General features: G+C 66.5%; 14 protein-coding genes. 9 read left to right on the top strand and 5 right to left on the bottom strand.

The window, feature by feature from the left end:
- Positions 1–24: 24 nt before the first annotated feature.
- From AC07M7_RS06230 to AC07M7_RS06190, 9 genes are all read left to right on the top strand, one after another.
- Positions 25–1,218, top strand: a complete 1,194-nt coding sequence (locus tag AC07M7_RS06230) for an argininosuccinate synthase (protein ID WP_046986151.1) — start codon at positions 25–27, stop codon at positions 1,216–1,218.
- Between the two features lie 125 nt (positions 1,219–1,343).
- Entirely contained in the window at positions 1,344–2,432 is a 1,089-nt protein-coding gene (locus AC07M7_RS06225) for an acetylornithine deacetylase (RefSeq protein WP_428709386.1), read from the top strand.
- Between the two features lie 75 nt (positions 2,433–2,507).
- Positions 2,508–3,836 (top strand): acetylglutamate kinase, encoded by a 1,329-nt coding sequence (locus tag AC07M7_RS06220; protein WP_046986149.1) that lies wholly within the window; start codon positions 2,508–2,510, stop codon positions 3,834–3,836.
- A gap of 5 nt (positions 3,837–3,841) precedes the next feature.
- Positions 3,842–4,441: a GNAT family N-acetyltransferase gene (locus AC07M7_RS06215; protein ID WP_046986148.1), complete on the top strand. Its 600-nt coding sequence runs from the start codon at positions 3,842–3,844 to the stop codon at positions 4,439–4,441.
- Positions 4,438–5,391 (top strand): N-acetyl-gamma-glutamyl-phosphate reductase, encoded by a 954-nt coding sequence (gene argC / locus AC07M7_RS06210; RefSeq protein ID WP_428709385.1) that lies wholly within the window; start codon positions 4,438–4,440, stop codon positions 5,389–5,391. The genes AC07M7_RS06215 and argC overlap by 4 nt, the downstream gene beginning before the upstream one ends.
- A 22-nt stretch (positions 5,392–5,413) precedes the next feature.
- On the top strand, positions 5,414–6,709 hold the full coding sequence (gene argH / locus AC07M7_RS06205) for an argininosuccinate lyase (RefSeq protein ID WP_100469031.1): 1,296 nt from the start codon (positions 5,414–5,416) through the stop codon (positions 6,707–6,709).
- Positions 6,709–6,960: a YciI family protein gene (locus AC07M7_RS06200; RefSeq protein WP_495206961.1), complete on the top strand. Its 252-nt coding sequence runs from the start codon at positions 6,709–6,711 to the stop codon at positions 6,958–6,960. Before argH ends, AC07M7_RS06200 begins: the two co-directional genes overlap by 1 nt.
- A 22-nt stretch (positions 6,961–6,982) precedes the next feature.
- Entirely contained in the window at positions 6,983–8,140 is a 1,158-nt protein-coding gene (proB, locus tag AC07M7_RS06195) for a glutamate 5-kinase (protein ID WP_495206960.1), read from the top strand.
- Positions 8,137–9,408, top strand: a complete 1,272-nt coding sequence (locus AC07M7_RS06190; protein ID WP_046986143.1) for a glutamate-5-semialdehyde dehydrogenase — start codon at positions 8,137–8,139, stop codon at positions 9,406–9,408. The genes proB and AC07M7_RS06190 overlap by 4 nt, the downstream gene beginning before the upstream one ends.
- 79 nt (positions 9,409–9,487) lie before the next feature.
- On the opposite strand, the gene pgaD is transcribed toward AC07M7_RS06190, so the two are convergent.
- The 5 genes from pgaD to AC07M7_RS06165 all read right to left on the bottom strand — a co-directional run bounded on the left by pgaD (position 9,488) and on the right by AC07M7_RS06165 (position 16,678).
- A complete protein-coding gene (gene pgaD / locus AC07M7_RS06185) occupies positions 9,488–9,958 on the bottom strand; it encodes a poly-beta-1,6-N-acetyl-D-glucosamine biosynthesis protein PgaD (RefSeq protein WP_495206959.1) in 471 nt (156 codons plus the stop codon).
- Complete coding sequence (gene pgaC / locus AC07M7_RS06180) at positions 9,955–11,205, bottom strand: poly-beta-1,6-N-acetyl-D-glucosamine synthase (RefSeq protein ID WP_495207006.1); 1,251 nt, start codon at positions 11,203–11,205, stop codon at positions 9,955–9,957. Before pgaC ends, pgaD begins: the two co-directional genes overlap by 4 nt.
- Positions 11,206–11,212: 7 nt before the next feature.
- Complete coding sequence (gene pgaB, locus AC07M7_RS06175) at positions 11,213–13,099, bottom strand: poly-beta-1,6-N-acetyl-D-glucosamine N-deacetylase PgaB (RefSeq protein ID WP_495206958.1); 1,887 nt, start codon at positions 13,097–13,099, stop codon at positions 11,213–11,215.
- A gap of 1 nt (position 13,100) precedes the next feature.
- Complete coding sequence (gene pgaA / locus AC07M7_RS06170; RefSeq protein ID WP_495206957.1) at positions 13,101–15,128, bottom strand: poly-beta-1,6 N-acetyl-D-glucosamine export porin PgaA; 2,028 nt, start codon at positions 15,126–15,128, stop codon at positions 13,101–13,103.
- Between the two features lie 344 nt (positions 15,129–15,472).
- Positions 15,473–16,678 (bottom strand): CynX/NimT family MFS transporter, encoded by a 1,206-nt coding sequence (locus tag AC07M7_RS06165; protein ID WP_495206956.1) that lies wholly within the window; start codon positions 16,676–16,678, stop codon positions 15,473–15,475.
- Between the last annotated feature and the right edge of the window lie 206 nt (positions 16,679–16,884).

Below are 16,884 nucleotides of genomic sequence, written 5' to 3'. Positions count from 1 at the left end.
CCCACCTGATTGGACATTACCCCCATGAGCAACAAAGACGTCGTTCTCGCCTTCTCCGGCGGCCTGGATACCAGCTTCTGCGTGCCGTATCTGCAGGAGCGCGGCTACAACGTGCACACCGTGTTCGCCGATACCGGCGGCGTGGATGATGAAGAGCGCGATTTCATCGAGAAGCGCGCCGCCGAGCTGGGCGTGGCCAGTCACCAGACCGTCAACGGTGGCCCGGCCATCTGGGAAGGCTTCGTCAAGCCGTTCGTGTGGGCCGGCGAAGGCTATCAGGGCCAGTACCCGCTGCTGGTCTCGGACCGTTACCTGATCGTCGATGCAGCGCTGAAGCGTGCGGCCGAACTGGGCACCAACATCATCGCCCACGGCTGCACCGGCATGGGCAACGACCAGGTCCGCTTCGACCTGGCCGTGAAGGCGCTGGGCGATTACCAGATCATCGCGCCGATCCGCGAAATCCAGAAGGAACACACCCAGACCCGCGCCTACGAGCAGAAGTACCTGGAAGAGCGCGGCTTCGGCGTGCGTGCCAAGCAGCAGGCCTACACCATCAACGAGAACCTGCTGGGCCTGACCATGTCCGGCGGCGAGATCGACCGTTGGGAAGCCCCGGGCGAGGGCGCCCGTGGCTGGTGCGCACCGCGCAGCGAGTGGCCGGAACAGGCGTTGACCGTGACCCTGAAGTTCGTCGAGGGCGAAGCCGTCGAACTGAACGGCAAGGCGCTGGCGGGTGACCAGATCCTGGCCCAGCTCAACAAGCTGTTCGCCCCGTACGGCGTTGGCCGTGGCGTGTACACCGGCGACACCGTGATCGGCCTGAAGGGCCGCATCGTGTTCGAGGCCCCGGGCCTGGTTTCGCTGCTGGCCGCACACCGCGCGCTGGAAGATGCGGTGCTGACCAAGCAGCAGAACCGCTTCAAGCCGGACGTGGCGCGCAAATGGGTGGAGCTGGTGTACGAAGGCTTCTACCACGACCCGCTGAAGACCGACATCGAAGCCTTCCTGAAGTCCTCGCAGGCCAAGGTCAACGGCGAAGTGGTGCTGGAAACCCGTGGTGGCCGCGTCGATGCGGTAGCGGTGAAGTCGCCGCACCTGCTCAACACCAAGGGCGCCACCTATGCGCAGTCGGCCGACTGGGGCGTGGAGGAAGCCGAAGGTTTCATCAAGCTGTTCGGCATGAGCTCGACGCTATACGCGCAAGTCAATCGCTGAGCGATTGAATTGCATGCGCGTCTCCCGCGCATTCCACCTAATCCCCGCGCCGTTGGCGCGCCCCCTTGAGCATCAAGGGGGCTCTCCTCCAGCCGGTACACGTTGTACTGAAGGATCTTTGATTCATGCTTGAACAGACGATCTCGCATCTGCAGGCCCTGGTGTCCTTCGACACCCGCAACCCGCCGCGTGCGATCACCACCGGTGGCATCTTCGATTACCTGCGTGCGAACCTGCCCGGGTTCAACGTCGAGGTGATCGACCATGGCGCCGGTGCGGTCAGCCTGTATGCGGTGCGCGGTACGCCGAAGTACCTGTTCAACGTGCACCTGGATACCGTGCCGGACTCGCCGCACTGGAGTGCCGACCCGCACGTGATGCGCCGCCTGGACGACCGCGTGGTCGGCCTCGGCGTGTGTGACATCAAGGGCGCCGCCGCCGCACTGGTGGCCGCGGCCAATGCCAGCGACGGAGACGCTGCATTCCTGTTCTCCAGCGACGAGGAAGCCAACGATCCGCGCTGCATCGCCGCGTTTCTGGCCCGTGGCATTCCGTATGAAGCAGTGCTGGTGGCCGAGCCGACCATGAGCGAAGCCGTACTGGCGCACCGGGGCATCAGCTCGGTGCTGATGCAGTTCGCCGGTCGCGCCGGGCATGCCTCGGGCAAGCAGGATGCGGCCGCCAGTGCGCTGCATCAGGCCATGCGCTGGGGCAGCCGTGCGCTGGACCATGTGGAATCGCTGGCCTCGGCGCGCTTCGGCGGCCTCACCGGCCTGCGTTTCAACATCGGCCGCGTCGAGGGCGGGATCAAGGCCAACATGATTGCCCCGGCCGCCGAAGTGCGGTTCGGCTTCCGCCCGCTGCCGTCGATGGACATTGATGGCTTGCTGGCGACCTTTGCCGGTTTCGCCGAACCGGAAGCGGCACTGTTCACCGAAACCTTCCGTGGTCCCAGCCTGCCGGCCGGTGACATCGCCGAAGCCGAGAACCGCCGCCTGTTGGCGCGCGACGTGGCCGACGCACTGGAGCTGCCGATCGGCAACGCGGTGGACTTCTGGACCGAAGCCTCGCTGTTCTCGGCCGGTGGCTACACCACGCTGGTGTTCGGCCCGGGTGACATCGCCCAGGCCCATACCGCCGATGAGTTCGTAACGCTGGACCAGCTGCAGCGCTACACCGACGCCGTGCACCGCATCATTGCTGCCGGCGCCTGATCGACCCCACAACGCCGCCGTGCTCCGGCACGGTGGAACTGCAACGCGGCGACCGCCGCCTGTGACGAAATCGAAATGTCTCCTGCCCTCCAGCCCCACCGCCAGACCCGCCAGACCATCGTGCGCCTGCTTTCCAGCATGGCCAGCGCGAAGGAGATCAGCCAGTACCTCAAGCGCTTCTCGCAGCTGGATGCCAAGCGCTTCGCCGTGGTCAAGGTCGGCGGTGCCGTCCTGCGCGACGACCTTGACGCGCTGACCTCGTCGCTGTCGTTCCTGCAGGAAGTCGGCCTGACCCCGATCGTGCTGCACGGCGCCGGCCCGCAGCTGGATGCCGAGCTGTCCGCAGCCGGCATTGAGAAACAGACCGTCAACGGACTGCGCGTGACCTCGCCGGAAGCGCTGGCGATCGTGCGCCGGGTGTTCCAGCAGTCCAACCTGCGTCTGGTCGAAGCACTGCAGCAGAACGGTGCGCGTGCGACCTCGATCACCGGTGGCGTGTTCGAAGCCGAGTATCTGGACGTGGACACCTACGGCCTGGTCGGCGAGGTGAAGAAGGTCAACCTGGCGCCGATCGAGGCCAGCCTGCGCGCTGGCTCGATTCCGGTCATCACCAGCCTGGGTGAGACCGCCGGCGGGCAGATCCTCAACGTCAACGCCGATTTCGCTGCCAACGAGCTGGTGCAGGAGCTGCAGCCGTACAAGATCATCTTCCTGACCGGCACCGGCGGCCTGCTGGACGAGCAGGGCAGCGTGATCGATTCGATCAACCTGTCCACCGAGTACGACCATCTGATCGCGCAGCCGTGGATCCACGGTGGCATGAAGGTGAAGATCGAACAGATCAAGGATCTGCTCGACCGCCTGCCGCTGGAATCGTCGGTGTCGATCACCCGCCCGGCCGACCTGGCCAAGGAGCTGTTCACTCACAAGGGCTCGGGCACGCTGGTGCGCAAGGGTGAGAAGGTGCTGCGCGCCACCGCGTGGGAGCAGCTGGACCTGCCGCGCCTGAAGCAGCTGATCGAATCGAGCTTCGGCCGTACCCTTGTGCCGGACTACTTCCAGAAGACCACGCTGCTGCGCGCCTACGTCAGCGAGAACTACCGCACGGCGGTGATCCTTACTGACGAGGCCGAGGGCGTGTACCTGGACAAGTTCGCGGTGCTTGATGATGCACAGGGTGAAGGCCTGGGTCGCGCGGTCTGGAACGTGATGCGCGAGGAGACGCCGCAGCTGTTCTGGCGTTCGCGCAACGGCAACCCGATCAACCATTTCTACTACGCCGAATCCGATGGCTGCTACAAGCAGGGCCATTGGAAGGTGTTCTGGTACGGTGCTGATGGCATCGACCGTATCAGGACCTATGTCGACCATTGCGGCGTTCGTGCACCGAGCCTGGAGGGCTGAGCACGATGAACCATGCTGATTGGACCAAGGTCCCTAGCCTGGCGGGCACCCATGCGCGGCTGGAGCCGCTGCAGATGGGGCATATCGATGGCCTGCGCGGCGCGCTCGGCGATGGGGCGCTGTCCAGGCTCTGGTACACCCAGGTGCCCGATGCGAAGACCATGACCGGCTATGTGCAGGCCGCGCTGCAGGCGCAGGCCGAAGGCAAGGTGCTGCCGTTCGTGGTGTTCGATGCCAACGACCAGATTGTCGGCACCACCCGCTACTACGATCTGCAAGCGGACGTGCCGCGCCTGAGCATCGGTTACACCTGGTATGGCGAGTCTGCGCAGCGCACCGGGGTCAATACCGAGACCAAGCTGATGCTGCTGAGCCATGCGTTCGAGCGGCTGGAATGCCTGAGCGTGGTATTCGAGACCAGCTGGTTCAACTTTGCCTCGCGTACCGCGATCGCGCGCCTGGGTGCCAAGCAGGATGGCGTGCTGCGCAACCACAAGCGGCATGCCGATGGTACGCCGCGCGACACCGTCATCTTCTCCATCATCGATGCGGAATGGCAGGGCGTGAAACGCCATCTGCAGTACCGCCTGGACAGCCACGCATGAACGATTCGACTTTCACCCTGGGCATTGTCGGTGCCCGTGGCCATACCGGCGCCGAGCTGATCAAGCTGGTGGCTGCGCACCCGCAGCTGCAGCTGGCGTTCGTGTCCTCGCGCGAACGCGCGGGCCAGCGCCTGGCTGACCATCATCCCGAGTTCCAGGGCGAACTGCAGTACGAGAACCTGGATGCCGACGCGGTGGCCGCCAAGGGGGTGGACGCGGTGATCCTGGCCCTGCCCAACGGCCTGGCCGCACCGTTCGTGGCCGCGCTGGACGCGGCGAAGCCGGACACCGTCATCGTCGATCTGTCGGCCGACTACCGCTTCGACAATGCGTGGTACTACGGCCTCCCGGAGCTGACCCGCGGTCGCTACAACGGCCAGAAGCACATCAGCAATCCGGGCTGCTATGCCACCGCGATGCAGCTGGCGATCCACCCGCTGCTGGACCTGTTGGCCGGCCCGCCGCAGTGTTTCGGTGTGTCCGGTTACTCCGGTGCCGGCACCACGCCGTCGGACAAGAACAATGTCGAGCTGCTGGCCGACAACCTGATGCCATATGCACTGACCAACCATGTGCATGAGCGCGAGGTGTCGGTGCAGATGGGCGTGGCGGTCGAGTTCATGCCGCACGTGGCCCCGCATTTCCGTGGCATCACCCTGACTGCCAACCTGTGGCTGAACCGAGTGCAGACCCGCGATCAGATCGTCGAGCGTTTCCAGCAGGCCTATGCGGGCGAACCGCTGATCGAGGTGGTGGATGAAGCGCCGTGGGTCAGCCGCATTGCCGGCCGCCACGGTGCCCAGGTCGGTGGCTTCACGCTGGCCCCGGGCGGCAAGCGGGTGGTGGTGGTGGCAACCCTGGACAACCTGCTGAAGGGCGCGGCCAGCCAGGCCATGCAGAACCTCAATCTCGCACTGGGCATCGACGAACTGACGTCGATCCCGCACTGACCACGCTTCCGGAGCCCCCCCCATGGCAGACCTTCTTTGGCAGAAGCCCGGTGTCGCTGTAGACGCCAAGATCCAGACCTTCCTCGCCGGTGACGACGTCATCCTCGACCGCGAGTTCTTCCTGCACGACATCGCTGCCAGCGCCGCCCATGCGCAGGGCCTGCAGCACATCGGCATCCTCAGCGCCGATGAGCTGGCGGGCCTGCTGCGCGAGCTCGACGTGCTGGCGCAGGACTTCCGCGCAGGCCGCTTCGTGCTGGATACGCAGTACGAAGATGGCCACTCGGCAATCGAAGCACGCTTGACCGAACGCCTCGGCGATGCCGGCCGCAAGATCCACACCGGCCGCAGCCGCAACGACCAGATCCTGGTCGCGACCCGTCTGTGGCTGAAGGAGAAGCTGCAGCGCGTGGCCCAGCTCAGCGCCGAAGTGGCCAAGGTCGCGCTGGACCGTGCGCAGGCGGAAAAAGACCTGCCGATTCCCGGCTATACGCACATCCAGCGCGCCGTGGTGTCCTCGGCCGGCATGTGGTGGGCCGGCTGGGCCGAGGCTTTCATCGACAACGCCATCCGTGCCCGCGATACCCATGCACTGGTCGACGCCAATCCGCTTGGCACCGCTGCCGGCTACGGCGTGAACCTGCCGCTGGACCGTGAGCACACCACCGCTGCGCTGGGCTTTGCGCGCATGCAGATCTCGCCGATCTACGCACAGCTGTCGCGCGGCAAGTTCGAGCTGGCCGCGCTGGAAGCGCTGGGCGCGGCGACCCTGGACCTGCGCCGCATCGCCTGGGATCTGTCCCTGTTCACCAGCGCAGAATTCGGCTTCGTCGCGCTGCCGGCGCAGTACACCACCGGCAGCTCGATCATGCCCAACAAGCGCAACCCGGACGTGATCGAGCTGATGCGCGCCACCCACGCCAGCGTCGCCGCTGCCCGTACCGAAATCGAGCAGCTGCTGTCGCTGCCGTCGGGCTACCACCGCGACCTGCAGTCGTCCAAGGGCGCCATCTTCCACGGCTTCGGGCGCGGCCTCGCCGCGCTGGAACTGCTGCCGGCGCTGCTGGCCAACCTGGAATGGCGCGATGACAAGCTGCGCGCGGCCATCGATTCGGGCATGTATGCCACCGACGTGGCGGTGGAAGCTGCTGTGGCGGGCGTGCCGTTCCGCGAGGCCTACAAGGCTGCGGCGGCCGGCGCCGACAGTGCAGGGCAGGGGCGTACTCCGGAAGGCAGCCTGGCCGCACGCGTATCGCCGGGTTCGGCAGCCGACCTGCGCCTGGATGAACTGCGCGCGCGCTGGCAGGCGCTGTCCTGATGGCCGCTACCGTGTACCTGGTGCTGGCCATGCGCCGGCCCGACTTCAACGCCGCAGCGGTGCAGCCGCATCTGGACTTCCTGGATGCGCTGCGTGCGCAGGGCAGGCTGCAGCTGACCGGCGGTTTCGCCGACGGCAGCGGCGGCGCCTATGTGCTGTGCAACGTGGAGAACCTGGCGCAGGCGCAGGCCATCGTCGCCACCGATCCACTGGTGACGATGCAGGCCTCCGACCTGACCGTGCACGAATGAAATACCCGCTGAGGCGCACCTGATGACCCTGCACGCCACCCACGTCGCCTCGCCGTTCCCGGAACAGGTGCTGCCACCGTGGCGGCGCGCGGTGCTGAAGGTTGGCAGCAGCCTGCTGGCCGCCGATGGCGGTGGCCTGTCGCCACGCCACGCGCTGGGCCTGGCCCAGTTCGTCTCCGCCAACGTACTGGCCGGACGCGAGCTGGTGATCGTGTCCTCGGGCGCGGTTGCCGCTGGCCGCGCGATTCTTCCCCGGGCCGACGAGCCCGGTGCGGCGATGGCGGCGCGTCAGGCGCTGGCCGCGCTCGGACAGGCCCAGCTGATCGGGCTCTGGCAGCGCTTCTTCGAACGCCCGGTGGCGCAGGTGTTGCTGACCCACGACGACCTGCGCAACCGTCGTCGCTACCTCAATGCGCGCGCCACGCTCACCGAGCTGCTGCGGCTGGGCGCGTTGCCGGTGGTCAACGAGAACGACACGGTATCGGTGGATGAACTCAAGCTCGGCGACAACGACAACCTGGCCGCAACGGTGGCGGCGCTGGTGAATGCCGATGCGCTGTTCATCGCCACCGACATCGATGGTCTGTACAGCGCCGACCCGCGCACCGTGGCCGACGCACGACCGATGCATGACGTGCCCGAGCTGGACGATGCCGTGCTGGCGATGGCCGGCGGCGCCGGTTCGCGCGCCGGCACTGGTGGAATGCGCACCAAGCTGGAAGCGGCGGCCAAGGCCGGCCGCCTCGGCATCGAAACCTACCTGTTCAATGGCCGCAGCAGCGAGGTGGTGCGCGCACTGGCACAGGACCGCCTGTTCGGCACCCGAATCCATGCCGCGCGCAGCCGCGAGGCCGCACGCAAGCACTGGCTGCGGCATGCGCCGCTGGCCGAGGGCGCGATCATCGTCGATGCGGGCGCGGCCCAGGCCATGCGTGAGAAAGGCGCTTCGCTGCTGCCCGGTGGCATCACCGGTGCAGAAGGCAGCTTCCGCCGTGGCGACATGGTGCAGGTGTGCTGGACCTCGTCGCAGGGCCGTGTCTGCATCGCCCGCGGTGTCAGCCAGTACGCCGCCGATGATGTGCGCCGGATCGCCGGTCGCCATTCGCGCGACATCGAGGCCGTGCTGGGCTACAACTACGGTGGCAGTGTCGTCCATCGCGATGATCTGGTGCTGCCATGACCGGTTTGAAGGACACCCCGATGAGCGAAATCGAAGCGCAGGCGCGTGCCTGCCGTGACGCGGCCCAGATCGTTGCCGGCCTCGACAGTGCGGCCCGCCGCACGCTGCTGCTGGCGATGGCACAGGCGCTGGAAGTGAATGCCGGGCTGATCCTGGCCGGTAATGCACGTGACCTCGCCGCCGCGCGCGACAAGGGCGTTGGCAGTGCCATGCTCGACCGCCTGGCGCTGGACCCGGCACGCCTGTTCGCGATGGCCGAAGCCGTGCGTGAGGTCGCTGCGCTTCCCGATCCGGTCGGCCAGGTCACCCGCGACGACGTGCGCCCGAACGGCATCCGTGTGCAGAAGGTGCGCGTGCCGCTGGGCGTGATCGCGATGATCTACGAAGCACGTCCGAACGTGACCGCCGAAGCCGCGGCGCTGTGCCTGAAGGCCGGCAACGGCGTGGTCCTGCGTGGCGGCTCCGAAGCGATCCATTCCAACACCGCCATCGCCCAGGCACTGGCTGGTGCATTGACCGCCAATGGTGTGCCTCCGGCGGCGGTGACCGTGCTGACCGACCTGCGCCGTGAAGCGATGCTGGAACTGCTGCAGCTGCATGAGCTGATCGACCTGGCCATTCCGCGCGGCGGTGAAGGCCTGATCCGCTTCGTTGCCGAGCATGCGCGGGTGCCGGTGATCAAGCATTACAAGGGCGTGTGCCATCTGTTCGTGGATGCCAGCGCCGACCTGGGCAAAGCCATCGACCTACTGGTGGACGGCAAGTGCAGCCGTCCGGCAGCCTGCAACTCGCTGGAGACCCTGCTGGTGCATCGTGTCGTGGCCGATACCTTCCTGCCGCGCGTGGCACAGGCGCTTGGCGAGCGAGGCGTGCAGCTGCGCGCCGATGCGCTGGCGCAGCCGCTGCTGCCGGGCAGCACGTTGGCCACCGAAGACGACTACGCCGCCGAGTTCCTTGACCTGGTGCTGGCGGTGCGCGTGGTCGACGACCTCGATGCGGCCATCGCGCACATCCGTGCTTATAGTTCCGACCATACCGAAGTAATCGCCACCGAGGACGCGGGCAACGCCGAGCGTTTCGTCAACGCGTTGCGCTCTGCGGTGGTGATGGTCAATGCCTCTTCGCGCTTCTCCGATGGCGGCCAGCTCGGCCTCGGCAGCGAGATCGGCATCTCCACCACGCGCCTGCATGCCTACGGCCCGATGGGCCTGGAAGCGCTCACCGTCGAGCGTTTCGTGGTGCGTGGCGAAGGGCAGACCCGCACCTGAGCGCAACGGACGCCGGGCATGGCCCGGCGCTACCGCCGCACATCGGGTAGCGCCGGGCCATGCCCGGCGAAGCGCAGGTTTACACCACTTCCCGGCGGATGCCGATCGGCCGCGCGTGATCGTCCATGTGCAGCGTGGCGGCCTTGCAGCCCAGCAGGCGTTCGGCCAGGCCGGTGCTGGCACCCAGGTCAGCGGCGACCTCGTTGAGACTGGCCGGTGGCCGCGGCAGGCGCCGCTCGTGGCCACGGAAGCGCGCGCGGTTGTACTCGGCCCAGCCAATCAGCAGCACGCTGGCGCACAGCAGCATCAGCGGCAGCGCCACCAGCACATACGGATCGAACTGGTTCTGTCGCTCGTACAGCTGCCGCCAAGCCAGCCGGCCGCCGGCGAGCCACGACACCAGAGTGACCAGAGGAGCCCACAGGTAGAAGTAGAAGCCCCAGAACGCCAGGGTGACGAACCCCCAGGCAGTGCGCTGGAACCGCGGCTGGCGGTGCGGCTTGCGGATCATCCGTGAATCGAAGCGGTTGGAAGAGTGGTTTGCGTTCATCGGATACCCCGGTCAGGACTGGTCCAGGTGGCACGCTTGCTGCGACGGCGCAGCAGGGTCTTCGGAAGCGCCACCAGGGTGGTGGAAAGGCTGATCAGCCAGTACGCCATCGGGTACCAGATGACCCAGAAGTAGTTGCGTCCTATCTGTGTTTCGTATCGGCGGTCGATGATCAGGCTGCTGGCGAACTGCAGCAGGCAGACCAATGCCAGGATCACGCCATGCCACTGGGGCAGCAGGCTGGCGATATACAGCTGGTGGGGCAGTTCGATGAACTTGCCCAGCGCCCACAGCACCACGATGAACAGCATGGTGTAGGCCCAGACCACGCTCAGCACATACTCCAGCAGTACGCCCCACATGCGCCGTTCCTTCCAGTGCAGCAGCGAACGGGCATGGCGCAGCATCACCTCCACGCCTCCCTGGGCCCAGCGCAGCCGCTGCCGCCACAGCCCCTTCAACGTTTCCGGCATCAGGATGAAGCACAGCGCATTGGGCTCGTAGCGGATGTCCCAGTGCGCGCGCTGCAGCCGCCAGCTGATGTCGATGTCTTCGGTGACCATGTCATCCGACCACCATCCGACCTGGTGCAGGGCGGTGCGGCGGAAGCCGGCGATCACTCCCGAGATGGTGAAGATGCGTCCGTACACACGCTGCGCGCGCTTGATCATGCCGATGATCGAGGAGAACTCGGCGACCTGCAGCCGCCCCAGCAGGGTGGAGCGGTTGCGGATGCGCGGGTTGCCGGTGACCGCGCCGACCCGGTTGCCGCTGACCAGGTGCCAGATCATCCAGTGCAGGGCGTGCTCCTCGAGCATCGCATCGCCGTCGATGCACACCAGATACTCCGAGCGTGCCGCCAGTGCACCCATACGCAGCGCATTGGCCTTGCCCAGGTTGCGGTCCAGGTGCAGCACGCGCAGCCGTGGATGCCTGGCTGCGAGCGCGTCCAGGCGGGCACCGGTGTCGTCGCTGCTGCCATCGTCGATGACGATCACCTCGTAGTCGGCCGGATAGCGCTGTACCAATGCCGCACCGAGCGTGTCGTCCAGGTTCTCCGATTCGTTGTGGCAGGGAATCAGCAGACTGGCGAACGGTGGATCAACCATCAACGGTGGATCATTGCGCGGCGGCGAATGCCGTTCGCGCCGGAAGTAGTAGTAAAGCCCACCGGACATCCAGAAGAACGCCATCACCATCGGATAGTAGAAGGCGAACTGGAACAGGATCTGCAACAACGGATGCATGTCCACGTCACTTCTCCGGATACGGGAAGTTGCCGGCGGACATGGCCGCACGGGCATCGTGGGTGGAGGGCTGGCCAGCGATGAAATCATCGGGGTACCAGGCAAAGTGGTGCACGCCCTGTGCCTGCAGCTGGCGGATCTGCGCGCGCAGGCGATCAGCTGGAATCGGCTGGCCGCTACGCCAGTCAACGGTCTGCAGTTCGAACAACGTGTGCTGCAGCTGCAGGTCATGCCTGCGCACCTCGGCCAGCAGCTGGTCCAGCCATCGCTCCGGGTGCTTGCTGCCCTCCATCCACGGCATCGCCATCAGTGCAGTCTGGTCGTAGGCCTTGTTGAACAGGTCCAGGCGCTGGGCGAACCAGGCCTCACTCTGCGGGCGCAGCACCGGTTCGGCGTACAGGTTGCGCACCGTTGCGAGCTTCGGCCGCCAGCGCTGTGCGCGGTCGCGCAGGGCGAGAGTGAAGTCGATCAATGCCTGTGTACGCCCGCTACCATCGTGGCCTGCAGCCAGTGTGGGCAGCTCGGTATCCCGCAGGTAACCATCGTCATGGAACAACAACCCTTCGAAGTAGGAATTGACCGCCAGATCCTCGTAGATATCCAGCATGATCTGGCGTGCTTTGGGGTTGGTGAAGTCCAACCGGTACATGCCATCGGCATCTCCACTGCGGATCGCCAGTGCCTGTCGCTGCGCCGGATCCGGCAGTTCGAAACCGAGCACCGGCAACCAGGCGTACACCTTCACTCCAGCACGCGACTTCAGCTGCCACGCGACCCTGCTGAACAGGTCAGCGCGCATCGGCATGTGCCGGTTGGGGAAGTACACGGCATCGGCGGTGTTGTTGCCATCAGGGTCGGCAAAGGCCTGCAAGTAGACGTGGGTCGGCGCGATCCGCTTGACCCGCTCGATCAGTGCATCCAGGTTGCGCGCCTGCTGGGCAGGGTCACGGTCATAGACGGCATCCAGGTCGATCTGCAGGGCGCGGACGCCATCGAGTGCCACGTCGCGGCGCAGTTCGTAGGCCAGTCCCTCCACGGTCGGGTTGTCGCTGACCAGGAAGCGCGCCAACCCGTGCAGGTCACTGGCCACTGGCGTGCTGCGGCCTTCCAGATCGAACGAGACCGGCATTCCCAGCTGCTCGGCGATATCGTTGCTCAGCTGGTTGTACGCGGCGTAAGGCCAGACGATGGCGCGCGGGCGAACCCCCAGATGCTGCTCTATGCGCTGTGCGCTGCGGCTGAGGTCGGCACGCAGGCGCTGTTCGTACTGTGCTTCGCTCTCGTAGCTGTGGGTCGCGGGCGTATAGACACGGGTGACCACCGCTGGCGTGGAGTTGCCCTGAGGGTTGGCGATCACGCCATGGTGCAGGTCGTCGGTATGGCTGGCCACTTCGATCAGGCCGCTGTCGTGCATCTGCTTCAGCTGTGCCCAGGTGATGAAGTCCTCGCGACCGAACGGGCGGTAGCCGTAGTCGATGGTACGACCCGGCGCCATGTCCACGTAGTCGGTGATCACCGCCACCAGCGCCGGATAGCGATAGGCCTGCAGCAGCGGGAAGGCCTTGTCGTAGACACTGCGCAGGCCGTCATCGAAGGTCAGCAGCACCGGCTTCGGTGGCAGTGTCGCGCGTCCCTGCGAGGCGTCGATCACCTGCGACAACGACACCGGGTGGTAGCCATGCGCACCCAGCCAGTCCAGGTGGGCAGCGAAGTTCTGCGTGCTTACCGCGTAGGTATCTGCGTCCCCCTTGGCCGCGACCTGGTCGCGGATATCGTGATAGCTGAGGATCAGCAGGCCGTTGTCGGCCGCGTCGAGATGCACGGCCTGCTGCGCAGGGGCCGGTGTCGCGGCGGCCAGCAGCAGGAGCACGATCATTCGCAGGATGTGGGTCATGTCAGTCTCCCCAGCGCAGTGCGGCTTCGAAGCCGATATGGCGCTCGCGGTGGCCGTCATAGACCGGCCGTGACCAGCGCACGCCATACTCGAGCACGCGGCCCTGGCCGATCTGCCACTCATGCATGTAGGACACCGACGGCACCAGTGCGCTGCCGAAGCCGTCCTGCCAGTAGTCGCCCAGCGAGACCGTCAGCCGGTGCCGGAAATGGCGCTCATAGTGTCGCCACAGCTGCTGGTCGACGCGCAGGCCGATCTCGACCATGCGGTCGCGCTTCGGATTGAAGTAGGGCGCATCGTCGCGGCTGCCCCGGCTGGTATAGGCACTGGCCAGGCCATCGATCAGCCAGCGTGGTCGAGTCAGCAGCCGCTGCTCGACACTGGTGCTGAACAGTTCGCGGTGATTGCCATCGTCGTAGCGGAAGCGGCTGGCGCCGAACATCCAATGGGTGCGTTCGCTGCGCCGGTAGTCCACCTGCGCGCCCACGCTGTCGGCGGTGATCCCGGCCGCGCGCGCCTGCATCGAGGCCTCCGGATCATTGCGCGCAGCCATCAGCCCGGCATGCCAGGAGTCGTTGAACTGCCAGCCCACGCTGGCACGCAGGCCGGTATCGCCGACGTGATCGTTGGCACGCACTACCGCGGCCTCCGCATCCAGCCGGCCGAAGCGGTAGCGCACGCCTGCACCCAGCCACAGCGGGTCGATGCGCTGGTCCTGGAAGTCGACCGAGCGCCTGTCGGCGAAGGCGAACAACCGCCAGCGGTCGTCGAGCACCGGCGTCTGCACTTCCATGCCGTAGTGACGGTCGTTGTTGCCCAGTGGCGAAGTGCCGCCACCGCCGGAGCTGCGGCCGATGTCGGTCCATGCCTTCAGCTGCCAGCCGCGATGTGCACGCCAGGCCTGGTCCATGCGTTCGACGGCAGGCTGGGTGGGATAGCGCGCGAGCAGGTCGTCATGCAGTGGCCGCGCCAGGTCATCGCGCTGCAGGGCGACGTAGGCCTCTTCCATACCCAGCCGCGGCTCGATGTCGCGCGGGTCCAGTGCATGCGCCATCTGCTGGCGCTGCAGGGCCATGCGTGGCCAGCCGCGCATCATGTACACGCTGCCCAACGCACTCTGCAGGCCACCGTTGCCGGGGGCGATATCGACCATCGATTCCAGGTCGCGCTGGGCGGTCGGCAGGTTGCCGCTGTAGGCACGCACCATCGCCAGATTCAGGTCGGCCTCGTAGCGTGACCAGTTCGCATACGGCGATTTTCCGTTGCCCCAGCGCCAGGCCGGTTCCTTGTCGCGCCACGCCTGCAGCAGGCCGATGGCCTTTTCCTGCTGTTCGCTCTCAAGATAGGCATAGGCCAATTCCGAATGCGAAGCATCGCGCGTGGGATCGCCGGTCACTGCCGCCTGCAGCACCGGAATGGCCTCCAGCGGATGCAGGGTGCCCATCAGTGAATCACCCACAGCGGGCAGCACGTAGTCGGGCAGTGCATGGCCCTCGGCCTGCAGTGCGCGTGCTTCCTCACGAACCTGTGCGTGGCGGCCCAGCCGGTTGAGCAGGATCAGGCGATCCAGCCGGATCCGCAGGGGTGCCTGCGCCGCAGTGGTGCCTTCGCTGCCGACGTAGCGCTGCATGCGCGCCAGGGTCGACTCGGCTTCTTCCAGGCGGGCGTCCTCGCTGCTGCTGTAGGCCAGGCTCCAGACCACCAGCTTGGCCAGGTAGTCGCCCTCAAGTCGCTGCTTCTGTGCATCGTCGAACAACTGCGGGCGCTGCTGGTACAGCTCCCAGGCGCGCCACGCGTTGCCGATATCGCCCAGGGTCAGCACGCGCAGCTTGAACAACAGATCGTCGTTGGGCTGCTGCTGGCTGGCGCGCTCGATCGCTCCCAGCGCATCCAGCCAGCGGGCCTGGTCGCGGTAGCGGCCGATCTCGGCCAGGGCGGCCTCGCGATCAGGCGGGGCCGCGCTGCTGGCCCAGGCCAGAGCGAAGCAGGCAAGGCCGACGCAGAGCGCCAGCCGGCGGTGGACAACCATTGGGGACCCCCTTGGCTTCCGAACCAGACAACCTGAAAAATGTGACGCACATCACATGCCAGATTTTGGGATGGCCGTGGCCTGCGTCACTCCCCTCGTGCGTTCCCATCCAGCAGGATGGGTAGAACCGGGACAGCGACCTGCAATGTCTAGTCTGAAACGAGAATCCCCCGCACACCGACTGGTGGCCTGGACGGCGCTGCCGCCCCCATGCCCGATGCCGGCACGCGGCAAGGATGGGCATTCGGGGGCACTATCTGCCCGGAACTGTCAGCCCAGCGTCAAAATCTGCGTGAAAGCTGACCGGCGGTAGATGGAGGGCGGCAGCCGGCCCGGGTGGAGGCTTACCAGAGGTCTTCCAGCTTGCGCGGCTTGCATGCCACCCAGGAGGCACACAGCATCAGGGTCGCGCAGCCGAACAGGAAGCTGAATGGGATCGTCCAACCGTCGCTGACGGTGTGCAGCCAGCCGACCAGGAATGGCCCCAGGCAGCTGAAGCTGTAGCCCACACCCTGCATGAAGCCGGACAGCGCGGCCGAGCCGGTCGGAGTGCGCGTGCGCAGGTTGATCAGGGTCAGTGCCAGCGGGAACGTGGACGGGCCGACACCGAGCAGGCAGGCCCACAGCAGTGGCGCTTTCATCGGTGCCAGCAGCAGGCCGGTGAAGGCGATCACGAACGAGAAGAAGCCGATCAGGACCAGCGGGAACGGGTTCTGCAGGCGCACCGCCATCGATGGGATGACCAGCGACGGCAGCAGGCCCAGTGCCGAGAACACCGCCACCATCACCCCGCCGAAGGCGGGCGTGCCACCGGCTTCGACCACGATGCGCGGCAGCCAGGTGAACATCGAATAGGTCATCAGCGAGGTCATGCCGAACATCAACGTCATGCTCCAGCCCAGCGACGTGCGCCAGACCTTGCCATGCGGCTGTGCGGTCGGGTCGTTGGCGTCCAGCACCGGCTTTGGCGCACGGCGCGCCAGCAGCAGCCACGGCAGGCTCGCCGCCAGCGCCAGCAGTGCCCACATGCCCAGCGACACCCGCCAGCTGGCCGCATTGGCTACCGGCACCGCCAGCAGCGCCGGCATCATCGTGCCCAGCTGCAGCACACTGATGTACAGCGTGCTCATGGTGCCGACCTTGTTGGCGAAGTAACGCTTCACCAGTGGCGGCACCACCACGTTGCCGATGCCCATGCCGGCCAGTGCGATCACCGAGCCCAGCAGCAGCGTGCCGACGTTGCCGGCGCTGGAGCGCAGCAGCAGGCCGGCGGCGGCCATCAGCATGGCCAGCAGGGTGGTGCGCTCCAGGCCCAGGCGCCGCGCCAGTGCCGGCGTTGCCACGCCGAACAGCGCGAACGAGGCGGTGGGCAGCATGCCCAGCACACCGGTCATGGTGGTGCCGAAACCGAACTGCTGGCCGAGCACATCGAGCAGGGGCGTGATCGAGGTGACCGCAGTGCGCAGGTTGATCGCGGCCAGCAGGATCGCGGCGAATGCGAGGACGCGGCCATGCAGCAGCGACGGCGAGTCGGAAGTGGAGGAGCTCATCGGTGGTCCTTGCAGGTGTCGCACGCCGACGTGGTGGCATGCAGCGCCGGCATCGGTCTACGCCGAAGCGGCAGGTGGGGGAGGCGGCCATTGTACGTGGCTGGCCAGTGGCATTGCGGCCGGCCGCACCTGTCCCGGGCCGCAGGCACAAAAAAACCCGGAGGACAGTGATGTCTTCCAGGCTTCTTGGTGACCACCGAAGTGGT

The organism is Stenotrophomonas sp. GW821-FHT09E08 (genome assembly GCF_059416125.1).
Note: the sequence above shows the minus strand (reverse complement) of the source record. Positions and strands in the feature narration are given on the sequence as shown.

Coding starts and splice junctions, on each gene's coding strand:
- AC07M7_RS06200 (WP_495206961.1), top strand. CDS start 6,709: ATGGCCGCTACCGTGTACCTGGTGCTGGCCATGCGCCGGCCCGACTTC.
- AC07M7_RS06215 (WP_046986148.1), top strand. CDS start 3,842: ATGAACCATGCTGATTGGACCAAGGTCCCTAGCCTGGCGGGCACCCAT.
- proB (WP_495206960.1), top strand. CDS start 6,983: ATGACCCTGCACGCCACCCACGTCGCCTCGCCGTTCCCGGAACAGGTG.
- AC07M7_RS06165 (WP_495206956.1), bottom strand. CDS start 16,678: ATGAGCTCCTCCACTTCCGACTCGCCGTCGCTGCTGCATGGCCGCGTC.
- AC07M7_RS06220 (WP_046986149.1), top strand. CDS start 2,508: ATGTCTCCTGCCCTCCAGCCCCACCGCCAGACCCGCCAGACCATCGTG.
- AC07M7_RS06230 (WP_046986151.1), top strand. CDS start 25: ATGAGCAACAAAGACGTCGTTCTCGCCTTCTCCGGCGGCCTGGATACC.
- pgaD (WP_495206959.1), bottom strand. CDS start 9,958: ATGAACGCAAACCACTCTTCCAACCGCTTCGATTCACGGATGATCCGC.
- argC (WP_428709385.1), top strand. CDS start 4,438: ATGAACGATTCGACTTTCACCCTGGGCATTGTCGGTGCCCGTGGCCAT.
- pgaA (WP_495206957.1), bottom strand. CDS start 15,128: ATGGTTGTCCACCGCCGGCTGGCGCTCTGCGTCGGCCTTGCCTGCTTC.
- AC07M7_RS06225 (WP_428709386.1), top strand. CDS start 1,344: ATGCTTGAACAGACGATCTCGCATCTGCAGGCCCTGGTGTCCTTCGAC.
- pgaB (WP_495206958.1), bottom strand. CDS start 13,099: ATGACCCACATCCTGCGAATGATCGTGCTCCTGCTGCTGGCCGCCGCG.
- AC07M7_RS06190 (WP_046986143.1), top strand. CDS start 8,137: ATGACCGGTTTGAAGGACACCCCGATGAGCGAAATCGAAGCGCAGGCG.
- pgaC (WP_495207006.1), bottom strand. CDS start 11,205: ATGCATCCGTTGTTGCAGATCCTGTTCCAGTTCGCCTTCTACTATCCG.
- argH (WP_100469031.1), top strand. CDS start 5,414: ATGGCAGACCTTCTTTGGCAGAAGCCCGGTGTCGCTGTAGACGCCAAG.